The organism is Klebsiella sp. C283, assembly GCF_048822555.1.
GTDB lineage: Bacteria > Pseudomonadota > Gammaproteobacteria > Enterobacterales > Enterobacteriaceae > Klebsiella > Klebsiella quasipneumoniae.
The window spans coordinates 266385-290736 of sequence record NZ_JBMEZS010000002.1; the positions used below are offsets into that span (position 1 = coordinate 266385).

The following is a 24352-nucleotide window of genomic DNA, read 5'->3' on the forward strand; positions in this document are numbered from 1 at the left end:
CTTTCCGTCAGCGCTTTAACGCAGCGGCAATAAAAATATAGAGACTTTCTCACTAATAATTACACTTTAAAGGGTTATCGTTACTCTGGGTTGTTTTATTATAATTCAGCAGCTTACGTTAATTTTTACCCCGGTAAGAATAACGTCAAAATAACGCAATCAATAAAACGTTGAATGCGGATTTAAAAAGCCATATATTGTGCGCGCTTTATGAATGCCAATTCAATTCCTTACACCAATTATTCAACCAGCGTTCAACCGCAATGCTGGTTGTGGGAGTGATATGATGACGGATAAAGTCCGTATTGATACTTTACGTGCCGATTTATTAGACGCAAACAACGAAACCTTTTTGGCCCGTCAGGCCGAATTCGAATCGAATGTCAGGAGTTACCCGCGTAAGTTACCGCTGGCTATCACTAAAGCTGAAGGCGTGTGGCTGACGGATGCGGATAACAAACAGTACCTGGACTGCCTCGCCGGCGCCGGTACTCTCGCTCTGGGCCACAACCACCCTGATGTATTGCAGAGCATTCAAAGTGTCATTACCAGCGGCTTGCCGTTACATACTCTCGATCTGACTACTCCGTTAAAAGATCGTTTCTCCGAATACCTGCTCTCTTGCCTGCCGGGCGAAGGGAAAGAGTATTGCCTGCAGTTCACCGGTCCTTCCGGCGCTGACGCCGTGGAAGCGGCGCTGAAGCTGGCGAAAAAATACACCGGCCGTACGTCGGTGATCAGCTTCTCCGGCGGCTATCACGGGATGACCCACGGCGCGCTGTCGGTCACCGGCAACCTGTCGCCGAAAGCGGCGGTCAACGGCATGATGCCGGAAGTGCAGTTTATGCCTTACCCGCACCTGTACCGCTGCCCGCTGGGCATCGGCGGCGAAGCCGGCGTCAAAGCGCTGACCTATTACTTCGAAAACCTGATCAACGACGTGGAGAGCGGCGTCCGTAAACCGGCGGCCGTGATCCTCGAAGCCGTTCAGGGCGAAGGCGGCGTGAACCCGGCGCCGGTCGAGTGGCTGCAGCGCATCCGCAAAGTGACCGAAGAGCACGGCATTCTGCTGATCGTCGATGAAGTGCAGGCCGGCTTTGCCCGTACCGGTAAATTCTTCGCCTTCGAACACGCCGGTATTCAGCCGGACATCATCGTGATGTCGAAAGCGGTTGGCGGCGGTCTGCCGCTGGCGGTGCTGGGCATTAAAAAGCAGTTCGACGCCTGGGAACCGGGTCACCACACCGGCACCTTCCGCGGCAACCAGCTGGCGATGGCTACCGGCCTGACCACCCTGCGTCACCTGCGCGACAACAACATTGCCGACAAAGTCGCCGCCCAGGGCGAGTGGCTGAAAGGCAAACTGGCGGAGCTGCAGAAGCGCTACCCGGTCATTGGCCACGTTCGCGGTCTCGGTCTGATGATCGGTATCGAAATCGTCAAGCCGAACGACGCGCAGGATCACATGGGCTGCTACCCGGCTGACGGCGAACTCTCTGCCCTGCTGCAGAAGAAATGCTTCGAAGCGGGCCTGATTCTGGAGCGCGGTGGCCGTCACGGCTGCGTGCTGCGCCTGCTGCCGTCCCTGCTGATCAGCGACGCGGAACTGAATGTGTTCCTCGACAAATTTGAACAGGCCCTGCTGGCCGCCGGTGTGAAACCGGTCTGAGTGGAGTCAGTGACCACCATGTCCACATTGAATCCGATTCTTGCTGGTTCGGCGCAGAGCGTTGAGGCTTATCAGCAGGTTATCGAGCAGACCAGTCAGGCCGTTGTGCAGTGGCTGAAGCAACCTGAGATGTATCAGGGGAAAAGCGTTGACGAACTGCGTGAGCGTATCTCCCTTGAATTTAACGATCAGGGGTTGGGTAACCAGGCGGCGATTGATCGTGCGATCGAGTACTTCCTGAAAGACAGCCTGTCGGTGCATCACCCACAGTGCGTGGCGCACCTGCACTGCCCGAGCCTGGTGATTAGCCAGGCGGCGGAAGTGCTGATCAACGCCACCAACCAGAGCATGGACTCCTGGGATCAGAGCCCGTCGGCGACCATCATTGAGATGAAGCTGATCGAGTGGCTGCGCGCGCGGGTCGGCTATCCGGCAGGCGACGCCGGCGTCTTCACCAGCGGCGGCACCCAGAGCAACCTGATGGGCCTGATGTTGGCGCGCGACGCCTTCTTCGCCCGTCAGGGACACTCCATCCAGCAGGATGGACTGCCGGGGGATATCCGCCAGTACAAAGTGCTGTGCTCGGAAAACGCCCACTTCTCGGTGCAGAAGAACATGGCGCTGATGGGTCTCGGCTACCGCTCGGTTACGCTGGTGAAAACCGACGAATTCGCGCGGATGGACGTGGCCGACCTGAAGGCGAAGATTGCGCAGGCGCAGGCTAACGGCGAACAGATCATGGCGATCGTCGCCACCGCCGGGACCACCGACGCGGGGGCTATCGACCCGCTGCGCGACATCGCTGGTATCGCTGCGGAGCATCAGATCTGGCTGCACGTTGACGCGGCCTGGGGCGGCGCGCTGCTGCTGTCTGAGCAGTATCGCGACTATCTTGACGGTCTGGAGCTGGTGGATTCCGTTACCCTGGACTTCCACAAGCAGTTCTTCCAGACCATCAGCTGCGGTGCCTTCCTGCTGAAGGATGCCCGCCATTACGAGCTGATGCGTTATCAGGCGGCCTATCTGAACTCCGAGTTCGATGAAGAACACGGCGTGCCGAACCTGGTCTCCAAATCGCTGCAGACCACCCGCCGCTTCGATGCCCTGAAGCTGTGGATGGGCCTCGAAGCGCTGGGGCAGAAACAGTATGCGGCGATCATCGATCACGGCGTCACCATGGCGAAAAACGTCGCGGAGTACGTGAAGTCGCAGCCGACGCTGGAGCTGGTGATGCAGCCGCAGCTGGCGAGCGTGCTGTTCCGTTCCCGTCCGGCGCAGATGGCGCAGAGCGACGCGGCGGCTATCGCCCTGCTCAACCAGCGCGTCGGCGACGCCCTGCTGGCTTCCGGCCGCGCCAACGTTGGCGTGACCGAGCATAACGGCGTTACCTGCCTGAAGCTGACCCTGCTGAACCCGGTGGTGACGCTGGATGATGTGAAGGTCCTGCTGAGCCTGGTGGAGCGCACCGCTCAGGAGCTGCTGGCGCAATAATCTGCCTGAGCGAGGCGGCGCCTGTCGCCCCGCTCAGCGGCCAGCCCTGCCTGCACTAAGCCGATAAGTTCCCTTATCGGCTTTTTTTATGCCTGCCTGCGCGACTGGCGCGCGCTTCTACGCTTCTCGCCGCAGGGTCCGTTGACGCCTGCCCGCCGCGATGCCACAGTAAGGTCCCGATAATGGCAACCGCCAGAATCCAACGTCCCGGTAATAAGGATGATAATGGAGAAACGCTTACCCGGCCTCGATCTCGACGCCCTGCGCAGCTTTGTGACCGGCATGGAGTGCGGCAGCTTCGCCCTGGCGGCGCAGCGTCTGGCGCGCTCCACCTCCGCCGTCAGCGCCCAGCTCAAAAAGCTGGAGAGTCAGTGCGGCGTCGCGCTGGTGGTTAAACAGGGGCGTCACCTGGCGCTGACCGCGGAGGGCGAAAAGCTAATGAGCTACGCCAGACGGCTGCTGGCGCTCAATGATGAAACCCTGCGCGCGCTGCAGGGCGAACGGCTCACTGGCGAAATTCACCTTGGCATGCAGGAAGATTTTGGCGAATCGCTAATGCCGGGGATCCTTGGGCAGTTTACCCGCCACCATCCGCAGGTGCGGATCGTCGCCAGGGTGGATCGCAATGGCCCGCTGCGCCAGGCGCTGGCGGAGCAGACGCTGGATCTGGCGCTGCTGTGGCAAACCGAAGATCAGGGCCCCGGGCTGGGCCGCTGCCCGCTGGCGTGGATTGCGCATCCTGACTTTGACGTTCGCGCGCGGCTGGCGTCCGGCGAGCCGCTGCCGCTGGTGATGTTCGACAGCCCGTGCCTGATGCGTTCCCGCGCTATTGCCTGTCTCGATGCCGCAGGGATCCCCTGGCAGGTGGTGTTCGTCAGCCACAGCCTGAGCGGCATCTGGGCGGCGGTGCAGGCCGGCCTGGGACTGACGGTACGCAGCCGCATCGGCATGCCAGGCAATCTGCGCCCCGCCGGCGGATCACTGCCATCCCCCGGCAACCTGGCCGTCAGTCTGCAACAAACCCCGCGTCAGGAACCCCATTCCGCCGCGGTCACGCTGCTCGGCGAACTGATGTACGAGGCCCTGCAGGAGTGGGTTGCCCGGTGACAGTGTCACGCCAGTTTCCCTCACCCTAACCCTCTCCCGGAGGGAGAGGGAACCGTTCAGCAGCGTCTGTTAACCCGGCAAACATTTTGTCTCCACCCGCTACGTAACCCGCCTTACCGGGCCTGCACCCGGCACCGTAACCCCCCAGGCCGGGCAAGCGCAGCGCCGCCCGGCAATGGGCATCCAGCACCCTTCCCGTTTCAACGCCCGGTGGCGGCTGCGCCTTACCGGGCCTACACCCGGCTCCGTTACCCCCCAGGCCGGGCAAGCGTAGCGCCGCCCGGCAACAGGCATCCAGCACCCTTCCCGCTTCGATGCCCGGTGGCGGCTGCGCCTTACCGGGCCTACATTCTCCCTGCGCGCTCCTGTAGGCCGGGCAAGCGCAGCGCCGCCCGGCATCAGGTATAAAGGCTGTAGGGATCCGTCCGCCAGACGCCTACGCCACGGGTCAGGCTTTGCTCTCCTGCAGCAGCTGCTGGATCACCTGCTCCTGGCGGGCATAATCCCCTTCGCCGAAGGCGGTATAGCGCAGTTGCCCACGTGCGTCGAAAATGTAATGCGCCGGCCAGTACTGATTGCCGAAGGCGTTCCAGATGGCGTACTCATTATCCGCCACCACCGGGTAGGTTATCCGCCAGTCCTTTACCGCCTCGCGCAGCAGCGGTAGCGAACGCTCCCAGGGATATTCCGGGGTATGAACGCCAATCACCACCAGCCCGGCCGCGCGGTATTTGTTCGCCCAGTCGCGCACGTAAGGCAGGGTATGCTGACAGTTGATGCACTCCCGGGTCCAGAAGTCCACCAGCACCACTCTGCCTTTCAGACTCTCCGGGGTTAACGCCGGGCTATTGAGCCATGCGCTGCCCCCCGCCAGCGAAGGCATCGCGCTGCTGGGCTCGGGCGTCGCGATCGGTTGCAGAACCGTTTTCTGCGTTGGCTGCGGCAGACGGGCGGCCAGCCGCTGCTCCAGCGTCTGACTCCATCCTCCCGCGCTTTGCAAATAGCGGTCGCCGCCGCTGACGATCAGCGCCACCGAGGCCAGCATCGCCACCCCCGCCAGCCGGCGCAGCCGTTCGCCGAACGCCAGCCCGCGACGCAGACGGGCAATCAACGCCGCGCCGCACCACCCGAGCAGGAATAACATCAGCGCCCCGCCGCCGCCGTAGGCCAACAGCAACCCGCCGGTGGTCGCCTGGCCCGGATGCACAAAGCCCAGGCTCAGTATCGCCCCCAGTACCGGCCCGGCGCACGGCGCCCACAGCAGACCCACCGCCAGCCCGGCCAGCAGCGAACCGATCCAGCCGCGCTGGCGTGAGCTGGCGTCGTTAAGCTGATTCCCCAGCGCCACCAGGGGTGACGTCAGCCGCTGCGCGACGCGCGGTGAAAGCAGGCTCAGCCCGACAAGGGCGAAGAACGCCAGCGCCAGGCCGCGCCCAGCCAGCGTCAGATTCACGACCCAACCGCTGGCGACCGTCACCAGCCACGACACAGCGCCGAACATCAGCGCCATGCCCGCCAGCATGATCGCCAGTTGCCCCCGGCGGCCCCGGACGCTGGCGAACAGCAGCGGGATCACCGGCAGCGTACAGGGGCTTAGCAGGGTTAACATCCCGCCCAAAAATGCAATGAATATTGACATCGCCTTCTCCTCATTATGCCATCGCTGCCGAAGGTGGCAGCCACGACATTACAGCAAGGGGATGTAGGGCGGATGTGTCGGGAAAGCGGGAGAATTGTCGGCTTAGTTTTCTATCTGCGCCGGAGATACAGCAGGATACAATCCCTGCGCGGCGAGACGCACGCTGGCATCCAGACCGCCCTGCGGGCGATTGGCCAGGCGCAGCGTGCCGTTCATCTGGCTGACCAGCTGCGCGGCGATCGCCAGCCCCAGGCCGGTGCCGCCGGTATCGCGATTGCGCGAGTCCTCCAGGCGATAAAACGGCTGCAGCACCGCCTGCAGCGACGCCTCAGGGATCCCAGGCCCCTCATCCAGCACATGAATGATGATATCCCCGGCGGCGTCGCGGTTGAGGGCGACCGTTACCGTGGCGCCGAATTTCAGCCCGTTATCAATAAGGTTGGTCATCACCCGGCGCAGGGCCTGCGGTGGGATCCACACCACTCCGGCGCGCGCCTCGGGGCAAAACCGCACCGGCCGGCCGACATCGGCATAATCGCAGGCGATGCTGTCGAGAAAGGCGTCAAGGTTCAGCCGCTGGCGCGCCTCCTCCAGCGGCTGCGAGGTGCGAGCGAAGGCGATACCTTCGCGCACCAGGCGGGTCATATTGTCGAGATCCTGCAGCAGTTTGTCGCGCAGTTCAGGCTGGTCGGCCATCTCTACCCGCAGCTTCATCCGGGTGATCGGGGTTTGCAGATCGTGGGAGATGGCGGCGAGGATCCGCGCCCGCTCCTGCAGATGATCGTGGATGCGGGTCTGCATCGCGTTAAACGCGCGGGCGGCACGGCGCACCTCCTCCGGCCCCTGCTCGGCCATGGTTCCCGCCGTGTCGCTGGCCGGCTCAAGCGCATTCACCGCATGGGTAAAGCGAGTGATGGGCTGCAGTACCTGGCGAACCGCGTACCAGGCGCAGGCCAGCAGGAGGACAAACTGAGCGATCAGCACCACCGGCAGCCAGCGGGCGATGGGCGGTAGTTTCGGCCACAGGTCGAGGGTTAAGGGGGCGCCATCGTGGAGGGTAATATGGGCCTGGATATGCTGCCGCGGACCGGGGATCGCCACAATACTCACCGGATACTGCGCGCTCAACGCCTCCTGCAGGGAGCGCGCCGCGTCCCGGGCGCGCCAGCTGTCCGGGTAGTCGCCGCGCTCGCCGGCGTCCAGCTGATAGCGGTAGTTGCCGCGCGCCAGCTTCGGCAGCCACTGCGGGCGTTCAGCGGGCGGCAGACGGTCGAGGATCGCCACGCTGGTGGCGACATCCGACGCCAGATTGCCCAGCATCACGCTGCGGGCGCTGCTCATACGCTCATAAAACAGCAGCGACAGGGTTAAGGTATTCGCCAGCAGCAGCGCCAGAAACAGCAGCGCCATCAGCCTCGACTGCAGCGAGGCGGGCCAGAACCTCATTCATGCCTCTCGCGGATGGAGACCGGGACCGACAGCACATAGCCTTCGCTGCGCACCGTCTTAATATAGGCCGGCTCGCGGGCATCCTCCCGCAGGCGCTGACGCAGTCGGCTCACCAGCAGGTCGATTGACCGTTCAAACAGTTCGGCGTCACGTCCCTGGGTCAGATTGAGCAGCTGATCGCGGTTCAGCACCCGCTGGGGGTGGTCGAGAAACACCCGCAGCAGTCGATACTCCGCCCCGCTGAGGGCGACAATCGCCCCGCTGTCGTCCAGCAGATGGCGGGCGGCGGTATCGAGCAGCCAGTCGCCAAATGCGATCAGCCTGCCCGCCTCGGTGATCTGCAGGTTGGGCGGCAGCGCCCGGGTGCGGCGTAAAATGGCTTTGATGCGCGCCAGCAGTTCGCGGGCCACAAAGGGCTTCACCAGATAGTCGTCAGCCCCCATCTCAAGGCCGAGGATCCGGTCGCTGTCGTCGGTGCGGGCGGTGAGCATCAGCACCGGGATATCCTGTTGCGGGTTTGCGCGCAGCTGGCGACAGAGCGTTAAGCCATCCTCCCCCGGCATCATGATATCCAGCACAATCAGGTCGATTTGATGGTTTTTGAGCACCGACCACATGGCTTTGCCGTTCGCCGCGCCGCTGGCGCGGTATCCCGATTTTTCCAGATAGTCGACAATCAGTTCCCGGATGTCGCGGTCGTCATCGACGACCAGGATGTGGTCAATACGCTCCAAAGGCTGCTCCTGCGGCAAAATAGACTCTTCACAAGCATAAGCTGTGTTGCCGGAAGCGCAACGTCGCGCCGCCGGCAAGGCGCGGGTTACAAACGATCGGCGTCCACCACCGCCTGCACAAACGCCGTCGGGTCCTCCTGCGGCGGGTTATGGCCCACCGGCCCCTGCAGATCCCGGTGCTCATATTTACCGGTAAATTTGGCCCGGTAGCTGGCGGGAGCCGGATGCGGCGCGCCGTTATTCGCCCCTTCCAGAGTGATGGTGGGCACCGTAATCGGCGGCAGCGCCGCCAGCCGTTGTTCATAGCTGGCATACTTCGCTTCTCCCTTCTCCAGCCCCAGGCGCCAGCGGTAGTTGCTGATGGTGATCGCCACGTGGTCCGGGTTATCCAGCGCCCGGGCGGTTTTGGCAAAGGTTGCGTCGCTGAATGGCCACTGCGGCGACGCCTGATGCCAGATAAATTTCGCAAAGTCATGGGTGTTCTGCCGGTAACCGGCTTCCCCGCGCGGAGTGGCAAAATAGAACTGATACCACCACGACAGCTCCGCCTGCGGCGGCAGCGGTTTTTCGCCAATCTGCTGACTGCTGATCAGATACCCGCTCACCGAGACCAGGGATTTCACCCGCTGCGGCCACAGCGCGGCGACGATATCCGCCGTGCGCGCCCCCCAGTCAAAGCCGGCCAGATCCGCCTGCCTGATGTTCAGGGCATCCATCAGATGGACAATATCGGCCGCCATCGCCGACGGCTGACCGTTACGCGGCGTGCTGGCGGAGAGGAAACGGGTGGTGCCGTAGCCGCGCAGATACGGCACAATCACCCGGTAGCCCTTCTGCGCTAAAGCCGGCGCCACCTGGGCATAGCTCTGAATATCGTAGGGCCAGCCGTGCAGCAGAATCACCGGCTGGCCGTCGCGCGGGCCGATATCCACGTAGCCAATATTCAGATCGCCGGCGTGGATCTGGTGGATCTTGTCGAACGCCCCCGCGTCTTCAGCGGCGCAAACGGCAGCGGACCACAGGGTGGATAACCCCAGCGCCGCGGCGCTGGTATACCGGATCAAGGATAATCTGTTCATCGCTTTGTCACCTTTTATCGTCATCAAGAGAGTACGTAACCAGTTAAGCGGAAATTTGTATCCGCCGTGTGCCCGACAGGGGCCGTTTTTATCTCTTCATGTCAGCGATCCGCCGCGGGATACAGTGTGATACATAATCAATGTTGGCAATTGTTGCTGGCTTGTGAATTTCTGCTTGCCCACGGGCATAAATCCGCTACCGTGACAGCCATTTTTACCACCTGATAACCCAGGAGCCCGCTGTGGCGATTTTTGATGGTCACAATGACCTGCTGCTGAATCTCTGGCTTCACCATCGCGAGGATCCGGTGAACGCTTTCTTTGCCGGGATAGAGAACGGCCACCTCGATTATCCGCGTATTCGCCAGGGCGGTCTGGCCGGCGGCCTGTTCGCCCTCTTTGTACCGCCGCAGGAGTATATCGCCCGCGTGGCGCCCCAGTACGCCAGTCAGGCGTGGGACCCATTAACGATCCTCTGGCAGCAGCTGGCTATCCTCAAGGCGATTTGCGCCCATGACGCCAGCCGCGCGCGGCTGTGCCTGAGCGCGGAGGATATCGAACGCTGCCGTCAGGATAATGCGCTGGCGATGGTGGCGCACATCGAAGGCGCCGGCGGGTTCGACGCCCAGGGCGAAGACCTGCAGGACTTTTATCGCGCCGGGGTGCGCAGCATTGGTCCGTTCTGGAACATCGCCAATCGCTTCGGCTGCGGGGTCACCGGCGCCTTTCCCGGCAGTCCGGACAGCGGGCCGGGTCTTACCGGCGAGGGCATTGCGCTCATCGCCCAGGCCAACGCCCTGAAGATGCAGATCGATGTTTCGCACATGAATGAACAGGCCTTTTGGGATACCGCCCGTCACTCCACCGCCCCGCTGGTGGCCACCCACTCCAATGCCCACGCCCTGTGCCCACAGCCGCGCAACCTGACCGATCGGCAACTGCGGGCGATCGGCGACAGCGGCGGCGTAGTGGGCGTTAATTTCGGCAACGCCTTCCTGCGGGCCGACGGACGGCGCGATAGCGACACGCCCTTCGCCACCATCATCCGGCATATCGACTATCTTATTAACATAATGGGTGAGTCTCATGTGGCCCTTGGCTCGGATTTTGACGGCGTCACCCTGCCGGACGCGCTGGGGGATGTGGCCGGCTTACCGCGGCTTATCAATGCCTTGCGTGACAGCGGCTATGATCAATTGGTGCTGGATAAGCTGCTGTGGCGTAACTGGCTGCGGGTATTAAAAAATGTTTGGCAACAATAGGTTATATTGTAAACATAAAGTTAATTCCTTACAGATTCCGGGTTGATCTCTCTCCCGGTGAAGCGCAATATGCGGCGGCCGTCACAGATCCTGCATTATCCGTGAGGCCTGTCGTCATTTTTAAGAGGAACAAAACATGTGGAAGAAACCTGCTTTTATCGATTTACGTCTCGGTTTGGAAGTGACGCTGTACATTTCTAACCGCTAATCGCCCCGCCCGCCGTTCGCGCGGGCCTCTTTTTTCATTACCCGGTCCGTCTTCATGTTCATTAAAGTCCTCGGTTCCGCCGCCGGCGGCGGTTTCCCGCAATGGAACTGCAACTGCGCCAACTGTCAGGGTCTGCGCGACGGCACGATCCAGGCTAGCGCCCGCACCCAGTCGTCGATCATCGTCAGCGATAACGGTCAAGAGTGGGTGCTGTGCAACGCCTCGCCGGATATCAGCCAGCAGATTGCCCACACGCCCGAGTTAAATAAAACCGGCGTGCTGCGCGGAACGCATATCGGCGGCATTATTCTCACCGACAGCCAGATCGACCACACTACCGGGTTACTCAGCCTGCGCGAAGGCTGCCCGCATCAGGTGTGGTGCACCCCGGAGGTCCATGAGGATCTCTCCACCGGCTTCCCGGTGTTTACCATGCTGCGCCACTGGAACGGCGGCCTGGTGCATCACCCCATCGCGCCGCAGCAGCCTTTTACCGTTGACGCCTGTCCTGATTTGCGGTTTACCGCGGTGCCTATCGCCAGCAACGCGCCGCCCTATTCGCCGTATCGCGACCGGCCGCTGCCGGGCCATAACGTGGCGCTGTTTATCGAAAACCGCCGCAACGGGCAGACGCTGTTCTACGCTCCGGGGCTCGGTGAGCCGGATGAGTCCATTCTGCCCTGGCTGCAAAAAGCGGACTGTCTGCTGATCGATGGCACCGTCTGGCAGGATGACGAACTGCAGGCCGCCGGCGTCGGGCGCAATACCGGCCGCGATATGGGCCACCTGGCGCTCGGCGATGAGCACGGGATGATGGCCCTGCTGGCCTCCCTGCCGGCAAAACGCAAAATTCTTATTCATATCAATAACACCAACCCGATCCTTAACGAGCACTCTCCCCAGCGTCAGGCGCTGACGCAGCAGGGGATTGAAGTGAGCTGGGACGGGATGGCTATCACCCTTCAGGATATCGCATGCTGATCACCGACACGCTGTCGCCGCAGGCCTTTGAAGCGGCCCTGCGGGCCAAAGGCGCCTTCTACCATATTCACCACCCTTACCACATCGCCATGCATAACGGCGACGCGACCCGCGAGCAAATTCAGGGCTGGGTGGCGAACCGGTTTTATTACCAGACCACTATCCCGCTGAAAGACGCGGCGATCATGGCCAACTGCCCGGACGCGCAGACCCGGCGCAAATGGGTGCAGCGGATCCTCGACCACGATGGCAGCCACGGCGAGGACGGCGGGATTGAAGCCTGGCTGCGGCTGGGGGAAGCGGTCGGTCTGAGTCGCGACGATCTGCTCAGCGAGCGCCACGTGCTGCCCGGCGTGCGCTTCGCGGTGGATGCCTATCTTAACTTCGCCCGTCGCGCCTGCTGGCAGGAGGCGGCCTGCAGCTCCCTGACCGAGCTGTTCGCCCCGCAGATCCATCAGTCGCGCCTCGACAGCTGGCCGCAGCACTATCCGTGGATCAAAGAGGAAGGCTATTTTTACTTCCGCAGCCGTCTGAGCCAGGCTAACCGCGACGTGGAGCATGGCCTGGCGCTGGCGAAGGCCTACTGCGACAGCGCTGAAAAACAGAACCGGATGCTGGAGATCCTGCAGTTTAAGCTCGACATTTTATGGTCGATGCTCGACGCCATGACCATGGCCTATGCCCTGCAGCGCCCGCCCTATCATACGGTCACCGACAAGGCGGCCTGGCACACGACCCGACTGGTGTAACCATGCAAAAAACCTCCATCGTCGCCTTTCGTCGCGGCTACCGCCTGCAGTGGGAAGCCGCCCAGGAGAGCCATGTGATCCTCTATCCGGAGGGAATGGCTAAACTCAATGAGACCGCCGCGGCGATCCTCGAGCTGGTGGACGGCCGGCGCGACGTCGCGGCGATTATCGCCATGCTCAACGACCGCTTCCCGGAAGCCGGGGGCGTTGATAACGACGTCATCGAGTTCCTGCAGATAGCCTGTCAACAGAAGTGGATCACCTGCCGTGAGCCAGCATAAACCCGCCGTCAATCCGCCACTGTGGCTGCTGGCGGAGCTAACCTATCGCTGCCCGCTGCAGTGCCCCTACTGTTCGAATCCGCTGGACTTCGCCCAACAGGAAAAAGAGCTGACCACCGAACAATGGATCGAGGTCTTTCGCCAGGCGCGGGCGATGGGCAGCGTACAGCTGGGCTTTTCCGGCGGCGAACCGCTGACCCGTAAGGATCTGCCGGAGCTGATCCGCGCCGCGCGCGACCTCGGGTTTTATACCAACCTGATCACCTCCGGGATAGGGCTGACGGAGAGCAAACTCGACGCCTTCAGCGAGGCCGGGCTGGACCATATCCAGATTAGCTTCCAGGCCAGCGATGAAGTGCTCAACGCCGCGCTGGCCGGTAACAAAAAAGCCTTCCAGCAGAAGCTGGCGATGGCCAGAGCGGTGAAAGCGCGCGACTATCCGATGGTGCTCAACTTCGTTCTGCACCGGCACAACATCGATCAGCTGGATAAAATTATCGCGCTGTGCATTGAGCTGGAAGCGGATGACGTTGAGCTAGCCACCTGCCAGTTCTACGGTTGGGCGTTCCTCAATCGCGAGGGGCTACTGCCGACCCGGGAGCAGATCGCCCGCGCCGAGCAGGTGGTCGCCGACTACCGGCAGAAAATGGCCGCCAGCGGCAACCTCACCAACCTGCTGTTTGTCACCCCGGACTATTACGAAGAGCGGCCGAAAGGCTGCATGGGCGGCTGGGGATCGATTTTCCTCAGCGTCACCCCGGAAGGCACCGCCCTGCCTTGCCACAGCGCGCGCCAGCTGCCGGTGGCGTTTCCGTCGGTGCTGGAGCAGAGTCTGGAGTCGATCTGGTATGACTCGTTCGGCTTCAATCGTTACCGCGGGTATGACTGGATGCCGGAGCCGTGCCGCTCCTGTGATGAAAAAGAGAAAGACTTCGGCGGCTGCCGCTGCCAGGCCTTTATGCTGACCGGCAGCGCCGATAACGCCGACCCGGTGTGCAGCAAATCCCCGCATCATCACAAAATCCTCGACGCCCGGCGCGAAGCGGCCTGCAGCGAGATAAAAGTCAGCCAGCTGCAGTTCCGCAACCGGGCCAGCTCGCAGCTGATCTACAAAACCCGGGACCTGTAATGACGCTGGCGACCCGCACCGTCACGCTGCCGGGCGGCCTGCAGGCCACCCTGGTCCATCAGCCGCAGGCCGAACGCGCGGCGGCCCTGGCGCGGGTCGCCGCCGGCAGCCACCACGAACCCTCGCGCTTCCCCGGGCTGGCGCACCTGCTGGAACACCTGTTGTTTTACGGCGGTGAGCGCTACCGGGATGATGACCGGCTGATGGGCTGGGTGCAGCGCCAGGGCGGAAGCGTGAATGCCACCACCCTGGCCCGCCATAGCGCGTTCTTTTTCGAGGCCGCCGCCGATGGTCTGGCTGACGGTGTCGCGCGTCTACAGGAGATGCTGCAGGCGCCGCGGCTGCTCAGGGAAGATATTCAACGCGAAGTGGCGGTGATTGACGCCGAGTACCGCCTTATCCAGCAGCATGAGCCGTCGCGCCGGGAAGCCGCCGTTCGTCACGCCGCCAGCGCGCCCGCGGCGTTTCGCCGCTTTCAGGTAGGCAGCGCCGACGCGCTGGCGGGCGATCTCCCTGCACTGCAGACGGCCTTACGCGATTTTCACCACACCCATTACGTCGCCCGGCGGATGCAGCTCTGGCTGCAGGGGCCGCAGTCGCTGGAGACGCTCGGCGAACTGGCGGTCCGTTTCGCCGCCGGGCTTGCCGCAGGCGAGGCTCCGCCGCCGGCGCCGCCGCTGCGCCTGGACGAGACCACTGAACTGCAGCTGGCGGTCGACGCCCAGCCCGCCCTGTGGCGCTGTCCGCTGATCGCCTTAAGTGACAACGTCACCTTACTGCGCGAGTTTTTGCTCGATGAAGCCCCCGGCAGCCTGATGGCCGGGCTGCGCCAGCGTGGTCAGGCGCAAGAGGTAGCGCTGAACTGGCTGTATCAGGATCGGCACCTCGGCTGGCTGGCGCTGGTCTTCGCCAGCGACCAGCCGGAACAGGTCGACCGGCAGATAACCCACTGGCTGCAGGCGCTACAGCGGACGACGCCAGACCAGCAGCAACACTACTATCAGCTCTCCCGGCGCCATTTTCAGGCGCTGTCGCCCCTCGATCAGCTGCGCCAGCGGGCATTCGGCTTTGCCCCCGGCGCGCCGCCCGTCGGGTTCGCCGATTTTTGCGCCGCCCTGCAAGCCGCCCCTACGGTCAGCCTGGCCTGCGAGACCCTTTCCCCAGGGGAGCCTGTTGCCACCCAGGGCTTTAGCCTGCCGCTCAGCCGCTGGCGCCGCCGCCCGGTCACTGCCCCGGCGCTGAAATTCGCTTTTTATCCGCAAGCCGCTGGCGGCCTCGTGGCCGAAAGCCCGGCGCAAGCCGCGCCGCTGCTCCACCTCCCGTTACCGGGAGAGCCGCCGAGGCTCCTGCTCCGACCGCCCTTCTCCTGCTCGCCCACTCAGGCCGAGGGGCTGGCGCGCGGGGAACAGCTGCGCCCGCTGCTCGCCGCGCTGCGCCACGCCGGGGGCCACGGCGAGTGGCATCGCTTCGACGGCAGCTGGCAGCTGCTCCTGCAGTTGCCAGCTGCCGGCCGGCGGCCGGAGGCTATTCTGCAGGCCATCGTGCGGCAGCTCGCGCTCCCGGCCGACCCGCTTACCCCGCCGCCGGAGAGTATTGCTATCCGTCATCTCATGGCCCAGCTCCCCGAACGGTTGGTCACATCAGAGCATCAGGCAGGTTGGCTGGCGGCCCTGGCCGGCGGCAGCGCGGAGGATGCGCGGTGGGTCGCGCGCCAGCTGAGCCTGCTTACCGTCCCGGTCAACCCGCCGGGCAGCCTCCCCGGCCCCTGCCGGCGCGGCGTCGAACGGCTGGCTTTCCCCGGGGGCGATACGGCGCTGCTGGTCTTTATTCCGCTGCCGGATGGCGCCTCGCTGGCGGCTCTGCGGGTGCTGGCGCAGCGCTACGAACCGCTCTTCTTCCAGCGCCTGCGGGTAGAGCAGCAGATTGGCTATGTGGTGAGCTGCCGCTATCAGCGCGTCGCCGATCGCGACGGGCTGCTGATGGCGCTCCAGTCCCCGGATCGCCGCGCCGTGGAACTGTTGCGCTGTTGCAAAACCTTTCTGCGCCAGCTGCCGCCGCTGGATGAGGCGGCCTTCAGGCCGCTACAGCAGCGCCTGGCCGCACAGGTCCGCGCCCGGACGCCTCCCGAGGCGCAGGCGCTGGTCGCCCTGCGTCAGAAGTATGCTTTACCGGAGCTGACGGCGCAGGCGGCTGACGCGCTGCGCGTCGAAGCGGTCGTCGACCTGGCCCACGAGATGTCCCGCCGGCGTCGCCGCTGGCGGGTGCTATTCACTGCAGGGGATTAATGGCCGGGTGCATCAGGGGGCAGAAAGGCGCTGACGAAGCGCGTGAGAATTGCCGCGGCCTGCGGGCTCTCCTGCACCTCATCGTATAACCGCTGCGGGTCGATGCCCTCTGCCTGCAGCACCGCCTCCCGGTAGCGGATCAGCGCGCGGGCAATCGGCGCGGTGAACTCCGGGTGAAACTGCGTGGAGACCGCGTGCGGCCCGTAGCGCACGATCTGGTGGGGGTCGTGAGCGGACGCGGCCAGCACCGTGGCCCCCTCCGGCAGGCGGGTAATGGTTTGCATATGGCTCAGATGCGCGGGAAAGGCGGCCGGCAGGTCCCGGAGCAGCGGGTCGTCGACACCCCACGGCGATAGCGAAACGGTTTGGCTGCCGCTTTCCCGTCCGGCTGGATGATACGCCACCTCGCCACCCAGGGCATGAGCCATCAGCTGATGGCCATAGCAAACGCCGAACAGCGGCATGCCGATAGCCACCGCCTGACGGATCCAGTCGGCGGTCCGTTCACTCCACGCCAGGCGGTCGGAAACCATCGCCCAGGAGCCGGTCAGCACTGCCACCGTCTGGCGATCCGGCGCCGGCAGCGGCTCGTCCTCAAACACCCGTACCGCGGTGAGCTGCGCCTGCCACGGCGCCAACAGCGTGCGGAACCAGCGCGGCAGATCGCCATGCTCCTCGCGAATGGCTGCCGGGGGCGTCCCGGTCTGAACCAGCAATAATCGGTTACGTGTCACCCTTCCTCCTCACTCGTCATGTTCCTTAAAAATACTATGCCGCCGGGAAGATAAGGGGACAAATAACCAATTTCTATGAACGATGCGCCTGCGGAATAAATCCTGCCGCTTACTGGGCGTCCGCGCTCTCCCGCTGCGGCACGTCGGTGGCCGCCGCCGGCGCCTGCTGCGGGACAAAAATATGGTCCAGGATGGCGCGCGCCGTCGGTCCGGCCACCACTCCGTCCCCGCCGCCGTTCTCCAGGATCAGCGCCATCGCCACCTTCGGATGCTGATAAGGGGCAAACAGGGTATAGAAAATGTGGTCGCGCAGACGCACCGGGATCATTTTGGCGTTATAGGTCTGGTTTTGCTTCAGACTGAACACCTGCGAGGTCCCGGACTTTGCCGCAATCTGATACGGCGCCGTGTGGAACAGTTTATAGCCGGTGCCGTTGGGCAGATTCGCCATCCCATACATGCCGTTGCGCACAATGCCCCAGTACGGGGATTTCGGATCGCCGACCTGCGGCAGGTTCGCCGGCTGCTGATAACGTTCCACATGATTGCCCTGCTTCATCGAATAGAGCAGATGCGGATCCTGCACCTTGCCGTTGTTCAGCAGCGTGGTGAGCGCTTTCACCATCTGGATGGGAGTGGCGATCCAGTATCCCTGGCCGATGCCGACGGAGATGGTATCCCCCTGATACCAGGGCTTTTTATGCACCCGCTGCTTCCACGCCCGGCTCGGCAGCACCCCGGCATACTCCTCATTGAGATCGATGCCGGTAGACTGGCCGTAGCCGAACTTGCTCAGCCACTCATGGATCCGGTCGATACCCATCTCGAAGGCCACCTGGTAGAAAAAGGTGTCTGCAGACTCTTCAATGGCTTTGGTGACGTTGAGCATGCCGTGGCCGGTTTTCAGCCAGTCGCGATAGCGGCGTTGCGTGCCCGGCAGCGTCCACGTCGGCGCCCCGAAGAAGGTGGTATTCGGCGTGATCACGCCCGCGGAGAGCGCCGAGAGCGCCATATAGGGCTTCACCGTCGAGGCCGGGGGATACAGCCCCTGGGTGACACGGTTGATTAACGGTCGGTCGGGGTTATCCAGCAGCGATTTATAGGCCTGATAGCCGATGCCTTTGACGAACGGGTTAGGATCGTAGCTGGGGCTGGAGACCATCGCCAGTACCCCGCCATCACGAGGATCGACCACCACCACCGCCGCGCGCTGCCCCTTCAGCACCGACTCGATATACTGCTGCAGGTGCAGGTCAAGGGTCAGGTAGAGGTTTTTCCCGGCCACCGGCGGTACCTCTTTCAGCAGACGTACCACCCGGCCGTGGTTATCCACCTCCACCTCCTGGTAGCCGGTGGTGCCGTGGAGCGCTTTTTCGTAATAGCCTTCGATCCCCTGCTTGCCGATATTGTGGTCGGCAGCATAGTTCTCCTCTTCACCGTCTTTCGCCAGCCGCTGCAGGTCGCTGTCGTTGATTTTCGACACATAGCCCACCACGTGCGCCAGCTCTGCGCCGTAGGGGTATTCACGCTGCTGGTAGCTCTCCACCGTCACCCCGGGGAAACGGAATTCGTTGACCGCGAAGCGGGCCACCTCCACGTCGCTGAGGTCGGACTTGAGGGTAACCGCTTTATAGCGGCTGCTGTGGTGCATATCGTCGCGGAAACTGGCGATGTCATCCGGCGTCAGGTCGACAATCGGCGTCAGGCTTTGCAGCAGCGCGGCCATATCGGGAATTTTGCTCGGGATCACCTGCAGGCGATACAGGGTAATATTCTGCACCAGCGGAATGCCGTTGCGATCGAATATCAGCCCGCGGCTGGGGGCGATGGGCAGCATTTTGATATCGTTTTGGTTGGAGCGGGTCTGGTAGAAATCGTGCTGCTCCACCTGCAGATGGTAGAGGTTGAAAATCAGCACGCCAAAGCAGACCACCACCAGCAGAAAGGCGATTGCGGCCCGGCGGATAAACAGCATCTCTTCCGCGGAGTGGTCGCGAATTTCATCTCTCAAAAGGGGCATTAGCGGTACATCACCTGGATCACGGGAAAAACCAACGGCGTAACGGCCGGGAAGCATAGCCTTATCGCGGCGTTAGCCCTACTGAAAGGTTGCTAATGATCTGGCAGAAATGTATCAGCATGTTAGAGCGTGGAGAGCCTTGCGCAGTGAGAGAAAGGCATCAGGGCGCGAGGTTGGCCAGCGACAGGTCTCGCTGGCTCCCCTTTCCCCGGTAAACCCGGTTATTTTCTGGCCTCAAAAGCGATCTTAACCGCCATCCCGGCCAGTACCGTCGCCATCAGCCAGCGTTGAAATTGTTGCCAGCCCGGCCGCCGACCAAGAAAAAGCGCCACCTGCCCGGCCAGCAAGATAATCAGGCCGTTCACCGCCACGCTGATTAATACCTGGGTACAGCCTAATATTAACGACTGGCTGAGCACGCTGCCGAGTCCGGGGGTGATAAATTGCGGCAGCAGGGACAAATACAGGATGGCAACTTTGGGGTTCGCCAGGCTGGTGATAAATCCCATCAGAAACAGCTTACGCCCACTGTCGGCGGGTAAGTCGCGCACCGCGAATATCGGCCGCCCTCCCGGTTTAATCGCCTGCCACGCCAGATAGAGCAAATAAGCGACCCCGCACAAACGCAATGCATCGTAGGCATAAGGGACCGCGAAAACCAACGCGGTAATGCCGAAAGCGGCACACAACATATAGAAGAAAAAACCCACGGCCACCCCGGCAAGGGAGATAAAGCCAGCGCGTTTTCCCTGGCAAATCGAACGCGAAGTGAGATACATCATATTGGGGCCAGGGGTTAACACTAACCCCAGCGCCACCGCGGCAAAGGCCATTACAGAAGCTAATTCAGGCATAACTTATCTCCAGATAGCGGTAATGCCCAGGCGCGCGGCGACGTTGACCATGCTCCCCAACAGTATTCTGTCTTTAGCGCCAGTCACATGGTGTCTAAGTATTAGCTTATTCTGTGTCTGCCAACAACCCCTGCGTCGGGCATTCGTTACGCTCGCGCAGCGGAAAACCCTCATCCTTTTCTCATAGTAAAATTGTCATATCTCAAACAATTAGCATTCCTTCTACCCGTTTGACACAGATCGTTTCCTTTGCCGTCTCGTTACGACTATGGTTAATGATGAGGTTTATTTTTTACCCCTGGATCCGCCAGGGCATATAAGAGGGTGTTTCGCCCTTCGTTGAACGGAATTAGCTATTAAATCCGTAGACTCATTCAAATATCGCTTATTGGTAGCAGTGTATATCGTAACGGCATTCACAAAAGCAAACGGAGCCTGATATGAGCACGTCTAACGACCCATCCAACAACGCATCCGCCGGAAAGTGCCCTTTCCACGCCGAGACGCCCAAGCAGAGCGCCGGCAGCGGCACCGGCAACCGCGACTGGTGGCCTAACCAGCTACGTGTCGATCTGTTGAACCAGCACTCCAGTCGTTCCAACCCGTTGGGTGAGGATTTTAACTACAGGGAAGAGTTTAAAAAGCTCGATTACTCCGCGCTGAAGGCTGACCTCAGAGCGCTGCTGACCGATTCGCAAGAGTGGTGGCCGGCAGACTGGGGCAGCTATATCGGTCTGTTTATTCGTATGGCCTGGCACGGCGCCGGCACCTACCGCACCGTTGACGGTCGCGGCGGCGCGGGTCGTGGACAGCAGCGCTTTGCGCCGCTGAACTCCTGGCCTGATAACGTCAGCCTCGATAAAGCCCGCCGTCTGCTGTGGCCGGTGAAACAGAAATATGGCCAGAAAATCTCCTGGGCCGATCTTTACATGCTGGCGGGTAACGTTGCGCTGGAAAACGCCGGCTTCCGCACCTTTGGCTTTGGCGCCGGTCGTGAAGATGTCTGGGAACCGGATCTGGACGTCGACTGGGGCGATGAGAAAGAGTGGCTGGCCCACCGTCACCCGGAAAGCCTGGCGAAACAGGCCATCGGCGCCACCGAAATGGGGCTGATCTACGTTAACCCGGAAGGCCCTAACGCCAGCGGCGAGCCGCTGTCCGCCGCGGCGGCCATTCGCGCCACCTTCGGCAATATGGCGATGGACGATGAAGAGATTGTCGCGCTGATCGCCGGCGGCCACACCCTGGGTAAAACCCACGGCGCAGCCGAGACCAGCCACGTCGGCGCCGAGCCGGAAGCCGCCCCGCTGGAAGCTCAGGGTCTGGGCTGGCACTCCAGCTACGGCAGCGGCGCAGGCGCGGATGCCATCACCTCCGGTCTGGAAGTGGTCTGGACGCAGACGCCCACCCAGTGGAGCAACTACTTTTTCGAGAACCTGTTCAAATACGAATGGGTGCAGACCCGCAGCCCGGCGGGCGCTATCCAGTTCGAAGCCAAAGACGCGCCGGAAATTATCCCGGATCCGTTTAACCCGGGTAAAAAGCGCAAACCGACCATGCTGGTCACCGACCTGACCCTGCGCTTCGACCCGGAGTTTGAGAAGATCTCCCGTCGCTTCCTCAACGATCCGCAGGCCTTTAACGAGGCGTTCGCCCGGGCGTGGTTCAAGCTGACCCACCGCGATATGGGGCCAAAATCCCGTTACCTCGGGCCGGAAGTGCCGAAAGAAGATCTCATTTGGCAGGATCCGCTGCCGGCGGCGACCCATCAGCCGAGCGCGGACGACATCGCCAGCCTGAAAACCGCCATCGCTGGCGCCGGCCTGTCGGTGAGTGAGCTGGTGTCGGTCGCCTGGGCCTCCGCCTCCACCTTCCGCGGCGGTGATAAGCGCGGCGGCGCCAACGGCGCGCGTCTGGCGCTGGCCCCGCAGAAAGACTGGCCGGTCAATGCTATCGCCAGTCGGGTGCTGCCGACCCTGCAGGCGATCCAGCGCGCCTCCGGCAAAGCGTCGCTGGCCGATATCATCGTGCTGGCTGGCGTGGTCGGCGTTGAGCAGGCTGCGGCGGCGGCCGGCGTCAGCGTCAACGTGCCGTTTACTCCAGGCCGCGTCGACGCCCTGCCTGAGCAGACCGACGTCGAGTCGTTTGACCTGCTGCAGCCGCTGGCGGATGGCTTCCGCAACTACCGTCGCATCGAGGGCGGTGTGTCGACGGAAACGCTGCTGATCGACAAAGCGCAGCAGCTGACCTTAACCGCTCCGGAGATGACGGTTCTGGTGGGTGGACTGCGCGTGCTGGGCGCCAACTACGACGGCAGCAAACACGGGGTGTTTACCGACCGCGTCGGCGTGCTCAGCAATGACTTCTTCGTCAACCTGCTGGATATGGCCACCGTCTGGAAAGCGGCCGATGATCGGGCGGAGCTGTTTACCGGCAGCGACCGTAAAACCGGCGAAGCGAAGTACAGCGCCACCCGCGTGGATCTGGTGTTTGGCTCCAACTCGGTCCTGCGCGCGCTGGCGGAAGTCTACGCCTGCGCCGACGGGCAGCAGAAGCTGGTGCATGACTTTGTCGCCGCCTGGACCAAGGTCATGAACCTCGACCGTTTCGATCTGTAATCCCCTCGCCCCGGCACCCGCCGGGGCGTTTTTTTATACCGCCCGCGGCAGCTGTTGCAGGCGGCTCCGCGTTCGCTGAATATCCTCCAGTTCCACCCCGGCCACCAGCGTCTCCAGGTCGCAGCGGGTCACCAGCAGCAGGCGGATCTGCTTTTCATACAGCACATCAATCACGTTGATAAAGCGCTGCTGGGCCGCCGGCCCTACCGTGGCCAGCGGCGGCACCTCGTCCAGCAACCAGACGGCATAACGTTCGCTGAGCGACAGATAGTCCATCACCGCCGTGGCGGCCTGGCAGAGCTGGGCAAAAGAGAAATGGAGCAAGTCGGGTGACGCCGCGGCCGCCTGCAGCGTGCGATAGCCTACCGCCAGCGGAACCGGTTCGGCAGGCAGCGAGGGCAGATCGTACAGCTGACGCTGTTGTTCGCTCGGGTTAACCCATAGCCGCCCGCTGCAGAAGGCGTTATCCTGGCTCAGGTGCCGTTCGCGATAATCCTCCTCGCCGTTAAGCGCGACGACCGCCAGATGGGCGCGGATCAGCGCGATCGACGGTAAAAAGCGATCGTGATACAGCGGATTAGGCAGCAGCATCTCCGGCGGGTAGTTAGAGGTTGCCAGCAGCACGATGCCCCGTTGAAAAAGGTGTTCCAGCAGCGCCTTCATCAGCATGGCGTCACCGGGGTCGTGAAGATGAAATTCGTCAAAGCACAGCAGGCGGCAGCCGGAGGTCATCTGCATCATCACCGCCTGCAGGCCGGGCGCGCCGGGGGCATTCAGCCGCTGATGCAGTTCGCGGAAGAAGTGATGAAAATGGACCCGACGCCTGGCGGCGAGCGGCAGGCTGGCAAAAAAGTGGTCGAGAATAAAGCTTTTCCCTCGCCCGGTGCGTCCCCAAACGTACAGTCCCTGCGGCGTGCCGGGCGCGGACAGCAGCTGCTGGCCCAGGGCGTCGAGGCGGGCGATGAGCGACAGCTGATCGTCGTCCAGCGTCAGACGGGCACGCGCCGCCTGCTCGGCCATCACGCGGGTAAAGCGAAAATCAGCCGTCGTCATAGTCTGGCCAGATCCCGACGACACACATCCATTATTTAACATTCTTATAACCTCCGGCAGGAGGCCATTCTAGCCGCTTTCCCGCGGGTTGGCGAATCGCGCGGCGAGCGGCCATGTCTGCTGCCCCGCCGCCTGTCTCTACGCTTCTCCGACGCGCCAGTGTACCGAGGTGACGTTCTGCTGGCCGGCCACCTGCGCCATAATCTGCGCCAGCGTTTTGTGATGCTGCTTATGGCTAATCAGCTCCGCGCAAATCTCCAGCTGATCCGCCGTATCTGCCGCCGCCGACTGCAGCCCCTGCAGGGTGAACCTCTGCTGCTGAGCAATATTCAGCAGCAGCTGACGCACGGCCTTTTCATGCTCGCGTAAACAGGTGACGCGCAAGATATAGCGTTTCTCTTCGTCTCCGGCGCCCGGCAAGGCATGAATGCGCTGCGCCGCTTCGCGGAGCAGGATATTAGCGCACAGAATAATCAGCGTCGCCGCCGTCGCGTTCCAGAACTGTCCCAGGCCGCAGAGGACACCGATACCGGCCGAGCACCACAGGGTGGCGGCGGTATTGAGGCCGCGAACGTTCATGCCATCGCGCATGATCACTCCTGCCCCAAGGAAGCCGATACCGGAGACGATCTGCGCCGCAATGCGCCCGGGGCTGTCCGGCGACGCCGACATCGCGCTAAGAATAAACACCGCCGCGCCGGTGGCCACCAGCGCATTGGTCCGCAAGCCGGCCATACGTTGCCGCCACTGTCTTTCCGCGCCGATCAGCGCTCCCAGCAGCATCGCCGCGAGTAAATGTGTCATATAAGGAAATACCATCGCGCCTTCCTCCAGATAACAGAAAGCCAAAAATTATTGATGTCGCGCTCAGCCGCGCCGGGCAATTAGCGGGCGGGTGATGGTGGAGGAAATAAGCTGGTGGGAAACAGAAACATAACGGTGCCTCTCGCGTACGGTCGCGAATCACTACATTAAGGGAGGCAATCCGGTAATCAAAGATTGCTGCCCGC

20 protein-coding genes and 1 riboswitch are annotated in these 24352 nt (G+C 62.5%); of the genes, 11 read left to right on the forward strand and 9 right to left on the reverse strand.

From position 1 onward, the window contains the following. Positions 1-283 precede the first annotated feature (283 nt). The 3 genes from ACOI7Z_RS04340 to ACOI7Z_RS04350 all read left to right on the forward strand — a co-directional run bounded on the left by ACOI7Z_RS04340 (position 284) and on the right by ACOI7Z_RS04350 (position 4267). Positions 284-1669, forward strand: a complete 1386-nt coding sequence (locus tag ACOI7Z_RS04340) for a diaminobutyrate--2-oxoglutarate transaminase (RefSeq protein WP_072096675.1) — start codon at positions 284-286, stop codon at positions 1667-1669. Positions 1670-1678: 9 nt separating this feature from the next. Next, positions 1679-3160, forward strand: a complete 1482-nt coding sequence (locus ACOI7Z_RS04345; protein ID WP_170927816.1) for a pyridoxal phosphate-dependent decarboxylase family protein — start codon at positions 1679-1681, stop codon at positions 3158-3160. 213 nt (positions 3161-3373) lie between these two features. Further along, positions 3374-4267 (forward strand): LysR substrate-binding domain-containing protein, encoded by an 894-nt coding sequence (locus tag ACOI7Z_RS04350; RefSeq protein WP_087848795.1) that lies wholly within the window; start codon positions 3374-3376, stop codon positions 4265-4267. Positions 4268-4715: 448 nt separating this feature from the next. On the opposite strand, the gene ACOI7Z_RS04355 is transcribed toward ACOI7Z_RS04350, so the two are convergent. The 4 genes from ACOI7Z_RS04355 to ACOI7Z_RS04370 form a co-directional block, all read right to left on the reverse strand. Next, positions 4716-5906, reverse strand: a complete 1191-nt coding sequence (locus ACOI7Z_RS04355; protein ID WP_087848794.1) for a cytochrome c biogenesis protein/redoxin — start codon at positions 5904-5906, stop codon at positions 4716-4718. Between the two features lie 102 nt (positions 5907-6008). Continuing rightward, positions 6009-7352 carry a sensor histidine kinase gene (locus ACOI7Z_RS04360; RefSeq protein ID WP_050534070.1) on the reverse strand — a complete coding sequence of 448 codons (1344 nt, stop codon included), beginning with the start codon at positions 7350-7352 and terminating at the stop codon, positions 6009-6011. Further along, entirely contained in the window at positions 7349-8089 is a 741-nt protein-coding gene (locus ACOI7Z_RS04365; protein ID WP_017900551.1) for a response regulator, read from the reverse strand. The genes ACOI7Z_RS04360 and ACOI7Z_RS04365 overlap by 4 nt, the downstream gene beginning before the upstream one ends. Positions 8090-8175: 86 nt before the next feature. After that, positions 8176-9168, reverse strand: a complete 993-nt coding sequence (locus ACOI7Z_RS04370; protein WP_023289793.1) for an alpha/beta fold hydrolase — start codon at positions 9166-9168, stop codon at positions 8176-8178. A gap of 242 nt (positions 9169-9410) precedes the next feature. Between ACOI7Z_RS04370 and ACOI7Z_RS04375 the strand changes: the two genes are divergently transcribed. The 7 genes from ACOI7Z_RS04375 (at position 9411) to pqqF (ending at position 16063) form a co-directional block, all read left to right on the forward strand. Beyond that, positions 9411-10430 carry a dipeptidase gene (locus ACOI7Z_RS04375; RefSeq protein WP_087848793.1) on the forward strand — a complete coding sequence of 340 codons (1020 nt, stop codon included), beginning with the start codon at positions 9411-9413 and terminating at the stop codon, positions 10428-10430. Positions 10431-10566: 136 nt separating this feature from the next. Beyond that, complete coding sequence (gene pqqA / locus ACOI7Z_RS04380) at positions 10567-10638, forward strand: pyrroloquinoline quinone precursor peptide PqqA (RefSeq protein WP_002905689.1); 72 nt, start codon at positions 10567-10569, stop codon at positions 10636-10638. A 54-nt stretch (positions 10639-10692) separates the two neighbouring features. Continuing rightward, on the forward strand, positions 10693-11619 hold the full coding sequence (gene pqqB / locus ACOI7Z_RS04385; RefSeq protein ID WP_087848792.1) for a pyrroloquinoline quinone biosynthesis protein PqqB: 927 nt from the start codon (positions 10693-10695) through the stop codon (positions 11617-11619). Then, positions 11613-12368 carry a pyrroloquinoline-quinone synthase PqqC gene (gene pqqC / locus ACOI7Z_RS04390; RefSeq protein WP_023289796.1) on the forward strand — a complete coding sequence of 252 codons (756 nt, stop codon included), beginning with the start codon at positions 11613-11615 and terminating at the stop codon, positions 12366-12368. The genes pqqB and pqqC overlap by 7 nt, the downstream gene beginning before the upstream one ends. A gap of 2 nt (positions 12369-12370) precedes the next feature. Next, positions 12371-12649, forward strand: coding sequence for a pyrroloquinoline quinone biosynthesis peptide chaperone PqqD (pqqD, locus tag ACOI7Z_RS04395; RefSeq protein WP_065883639.1), 279 nt, complete (start codon positions 12371-12373; stop codon positions 12647-12649). Beyond that, the gene (pqqE, locus tag ACOI7Z_RS04400) at positions 12636-13778 is read left to right on the forward strand and encodes a pyrroloquinoline quinone biosynthesis protein PqqE (RefSeq protein ID WP_087777050.1); all 1143 of its coding nucleotides are present in this window, start codon (positions 12636-12638) and stop codon (positions 13776-13778) included. Before pqqD ends, pqqE begins: the two co-directional genes overlap by 14 nt. After that, positions 13778-16063, forward strand: a complete 2286-nt coding sequence (gene pqqF, locus ACOI7Z_RS04405; RefSeq protein WP_087848791.1) for a pyrroloquinoline quinone biosynthesis protein PqqF — start codon at positions 13778-13780, stop codon at positions 16061-16063. The genes pqqE and pqqF overlap by 1 nt, the downstream gene beginning before the upstream one ends. Here the strand turns inward: pqqF and ACOI7Z_RS04410 are convergent. The 3 genes from ACOI7Z_RS04410 to ACOI7Z_RS04420 all read right to left on the reverse strand — a co-directional run bounded on the left by ACOI7Z_RS04410 (position 16060) and on the right by ACOI7Z_RS04420 (position 19671). Then, a complete protein-coding gene (locus ACOI7Z_RS04410; protein WP_087848790.1) occupies positions 16060-16797 on the reverse strand; it encodes a glutamine amidotransferase in 738 nt (245 codons plus the stop codon). The two genes, pqqF and ACOI7Z_RS04410, sit on opposite strands and share 4 nt — an antisense overlap. 109 nt (positions 16798-16906) lie before the next feature. Further along, positions 16907-18817: a penicillin-binding protein 2 gene (gene mrdA / locus ACOI7Z_RS04415; protein WP_170927815.1), complete on the reverse strand. Its 1911-nt coding sequence runs from the start codon at positions 18815-18817 to the stop codon at positions 16907-16909. A gap of 221 nt (positions 18818-19038) precedes the next feature. Beyond that, positions 19039-19671: a LysE family translocator gene (locus ACOI7Z_RS04420; RefSeq protein WP_087848788.1), complete on the reverse strand. Its 633-nt coding sequence runs from the start codon at positions 19669-19671 to the stop codon at positions 19039-19041. A gap of 17 nt (positions 19672-19688) precedes the next feature. Further along, positions 19689-19768, reverse strand: a riboswitch (ZMP/ZTP riboswitch). Between the two features lie 343 nt (positions 19769-20111). Between ACOI7Z_RS04420 and katG the strand changes: the two genes are divergently transcribed. Then, on the forward strand, positions 20112-22289 hold the full coding sequence (gene katG / locus ACOI7Z_RS04425) for a catalase/peroxidase HPI (protein WP_044523422.1): 2178 nt from the start codon (positions 20112-20114) through the stop codon (positions 22287-22289). 33 nt (positions 22290-22322) lie between these two features. On the opposite strand, the gene zapE is transcribed toward katG, so the two are convergent. Both zapE and ACOI7Z_RS04435 read right to left on the reverse strand, forming a co-directional pair. Continuing rightward, positions 22323-23384: a cell division protein ZapE gene (gene zapE / locus ACOI7Z_RS04430; RefSeq protein ID WP_087848787.1), complete on the reverse strand. Its 1062-nt coding sequence runs from the start codon at positions 23382-23384 to the stop codon at positions 22323-22325. A gap of 96 nt (positions 23385-23480) precedes the next feature. Next, positions 23481-24161: an MgtC family protein gene (locus tag ACOI7Z_RS04435; protein ID WP_032452970.1), complete on the reverse strand. Its 681-nt coding sequence runs from the start codon at positions 24159-24161 to the stop codon at positions 23481-23483. Between the last annotated feature and the right edge of the window lie 191 nt (positions 24162-24352).

Coding starts and splice junctions, on each gene's coding strand:
- pqqD (WP_065883639.1), top strand. CDS start 12,371: ATGCAAAAAACCTCCATCGTCGCCTTTCGTCGCGGCTACCGCCTGCAG.
- zapE (WP_087848787.1), bottom strand. CDS start 23,384: ATGTTAAATAATGGATGTGTGTCGTCGGGATCTGGCCAGACTATGACG.
- pqqF (WP_087848791.1), top strand. CDS start 13,778: ATGACGCTGGCGACCCGCACCGTCACGCTGCCGGGCGGCCTGCAGGCC.
- ACOI7Z_RS04340 (WP_072096675.1), top strand. CDS start 284: ATGATGACGGATAAAGTCCGTATTGATACTTTACGTGCCGATTTATTA.
- ACOI7Z_RS04355 (WP_087848794.1), bottom strand. CDS start 5,906: ATGTCAATATTCATTGCATTTTTGGGCGGGATGTTAACCCTGCTAAGC.
- pqqC (WP_023289796.1), top strand. CDS start 11,613: ATGCTGATCACCGACACGCTGTCGCCGCAGGCCTTTGAAGCGGCCCTG.
- ACOI7Z_RS04360 (WP_050534070.1), bottom strand. CDS start 7,352: ATGAGGTTCTGGCCCGCCTCGCTGCAGTCGAGGCTGATGGCGCTGCTG.
- mrdA (WP_170927815.1), bottom strand. CDS start 18,817: ATGCCCCTTTTGAGAGATGAAATTCGCGACCACTCCGCGGAAGAGATG.
- ACOI7Z_RS04370 (WP_023289793.1), bottom strand. CDS start 9,168: ATGAACAGATTATCCTTGATCCGGTATACCAGCGCCGCGGCGCTGGGG.
- ACOI7Z_RS04420 (WP_087848788.1), bottom strand. CDS start 19,671: ATGCCTGAATTAGCTTCTGTAATGGCCTTTGCCGCGGTGGCGCTGGGG.
- pqqB (WP_087848792.1), top strand. CDS start 10,693: ATGTTCATTAAAGTCCTCGGTTCCGCCGCCGGCGGCGGTTTCCCGCAA.
- katG (WP_044523422.1), top strand. CDS start 20,112: ATGAGCACGTCTAACGACCCATCCAACAACGCATCCGCCGGAAAGTGC.
- ACOI7Z_RS04435 (WP_032452970.1), bottom strand. CDS start 24,161: ATGGTATTTCCTTATATGACACATTTACTCGCGGCGATGCTGCTGGGA.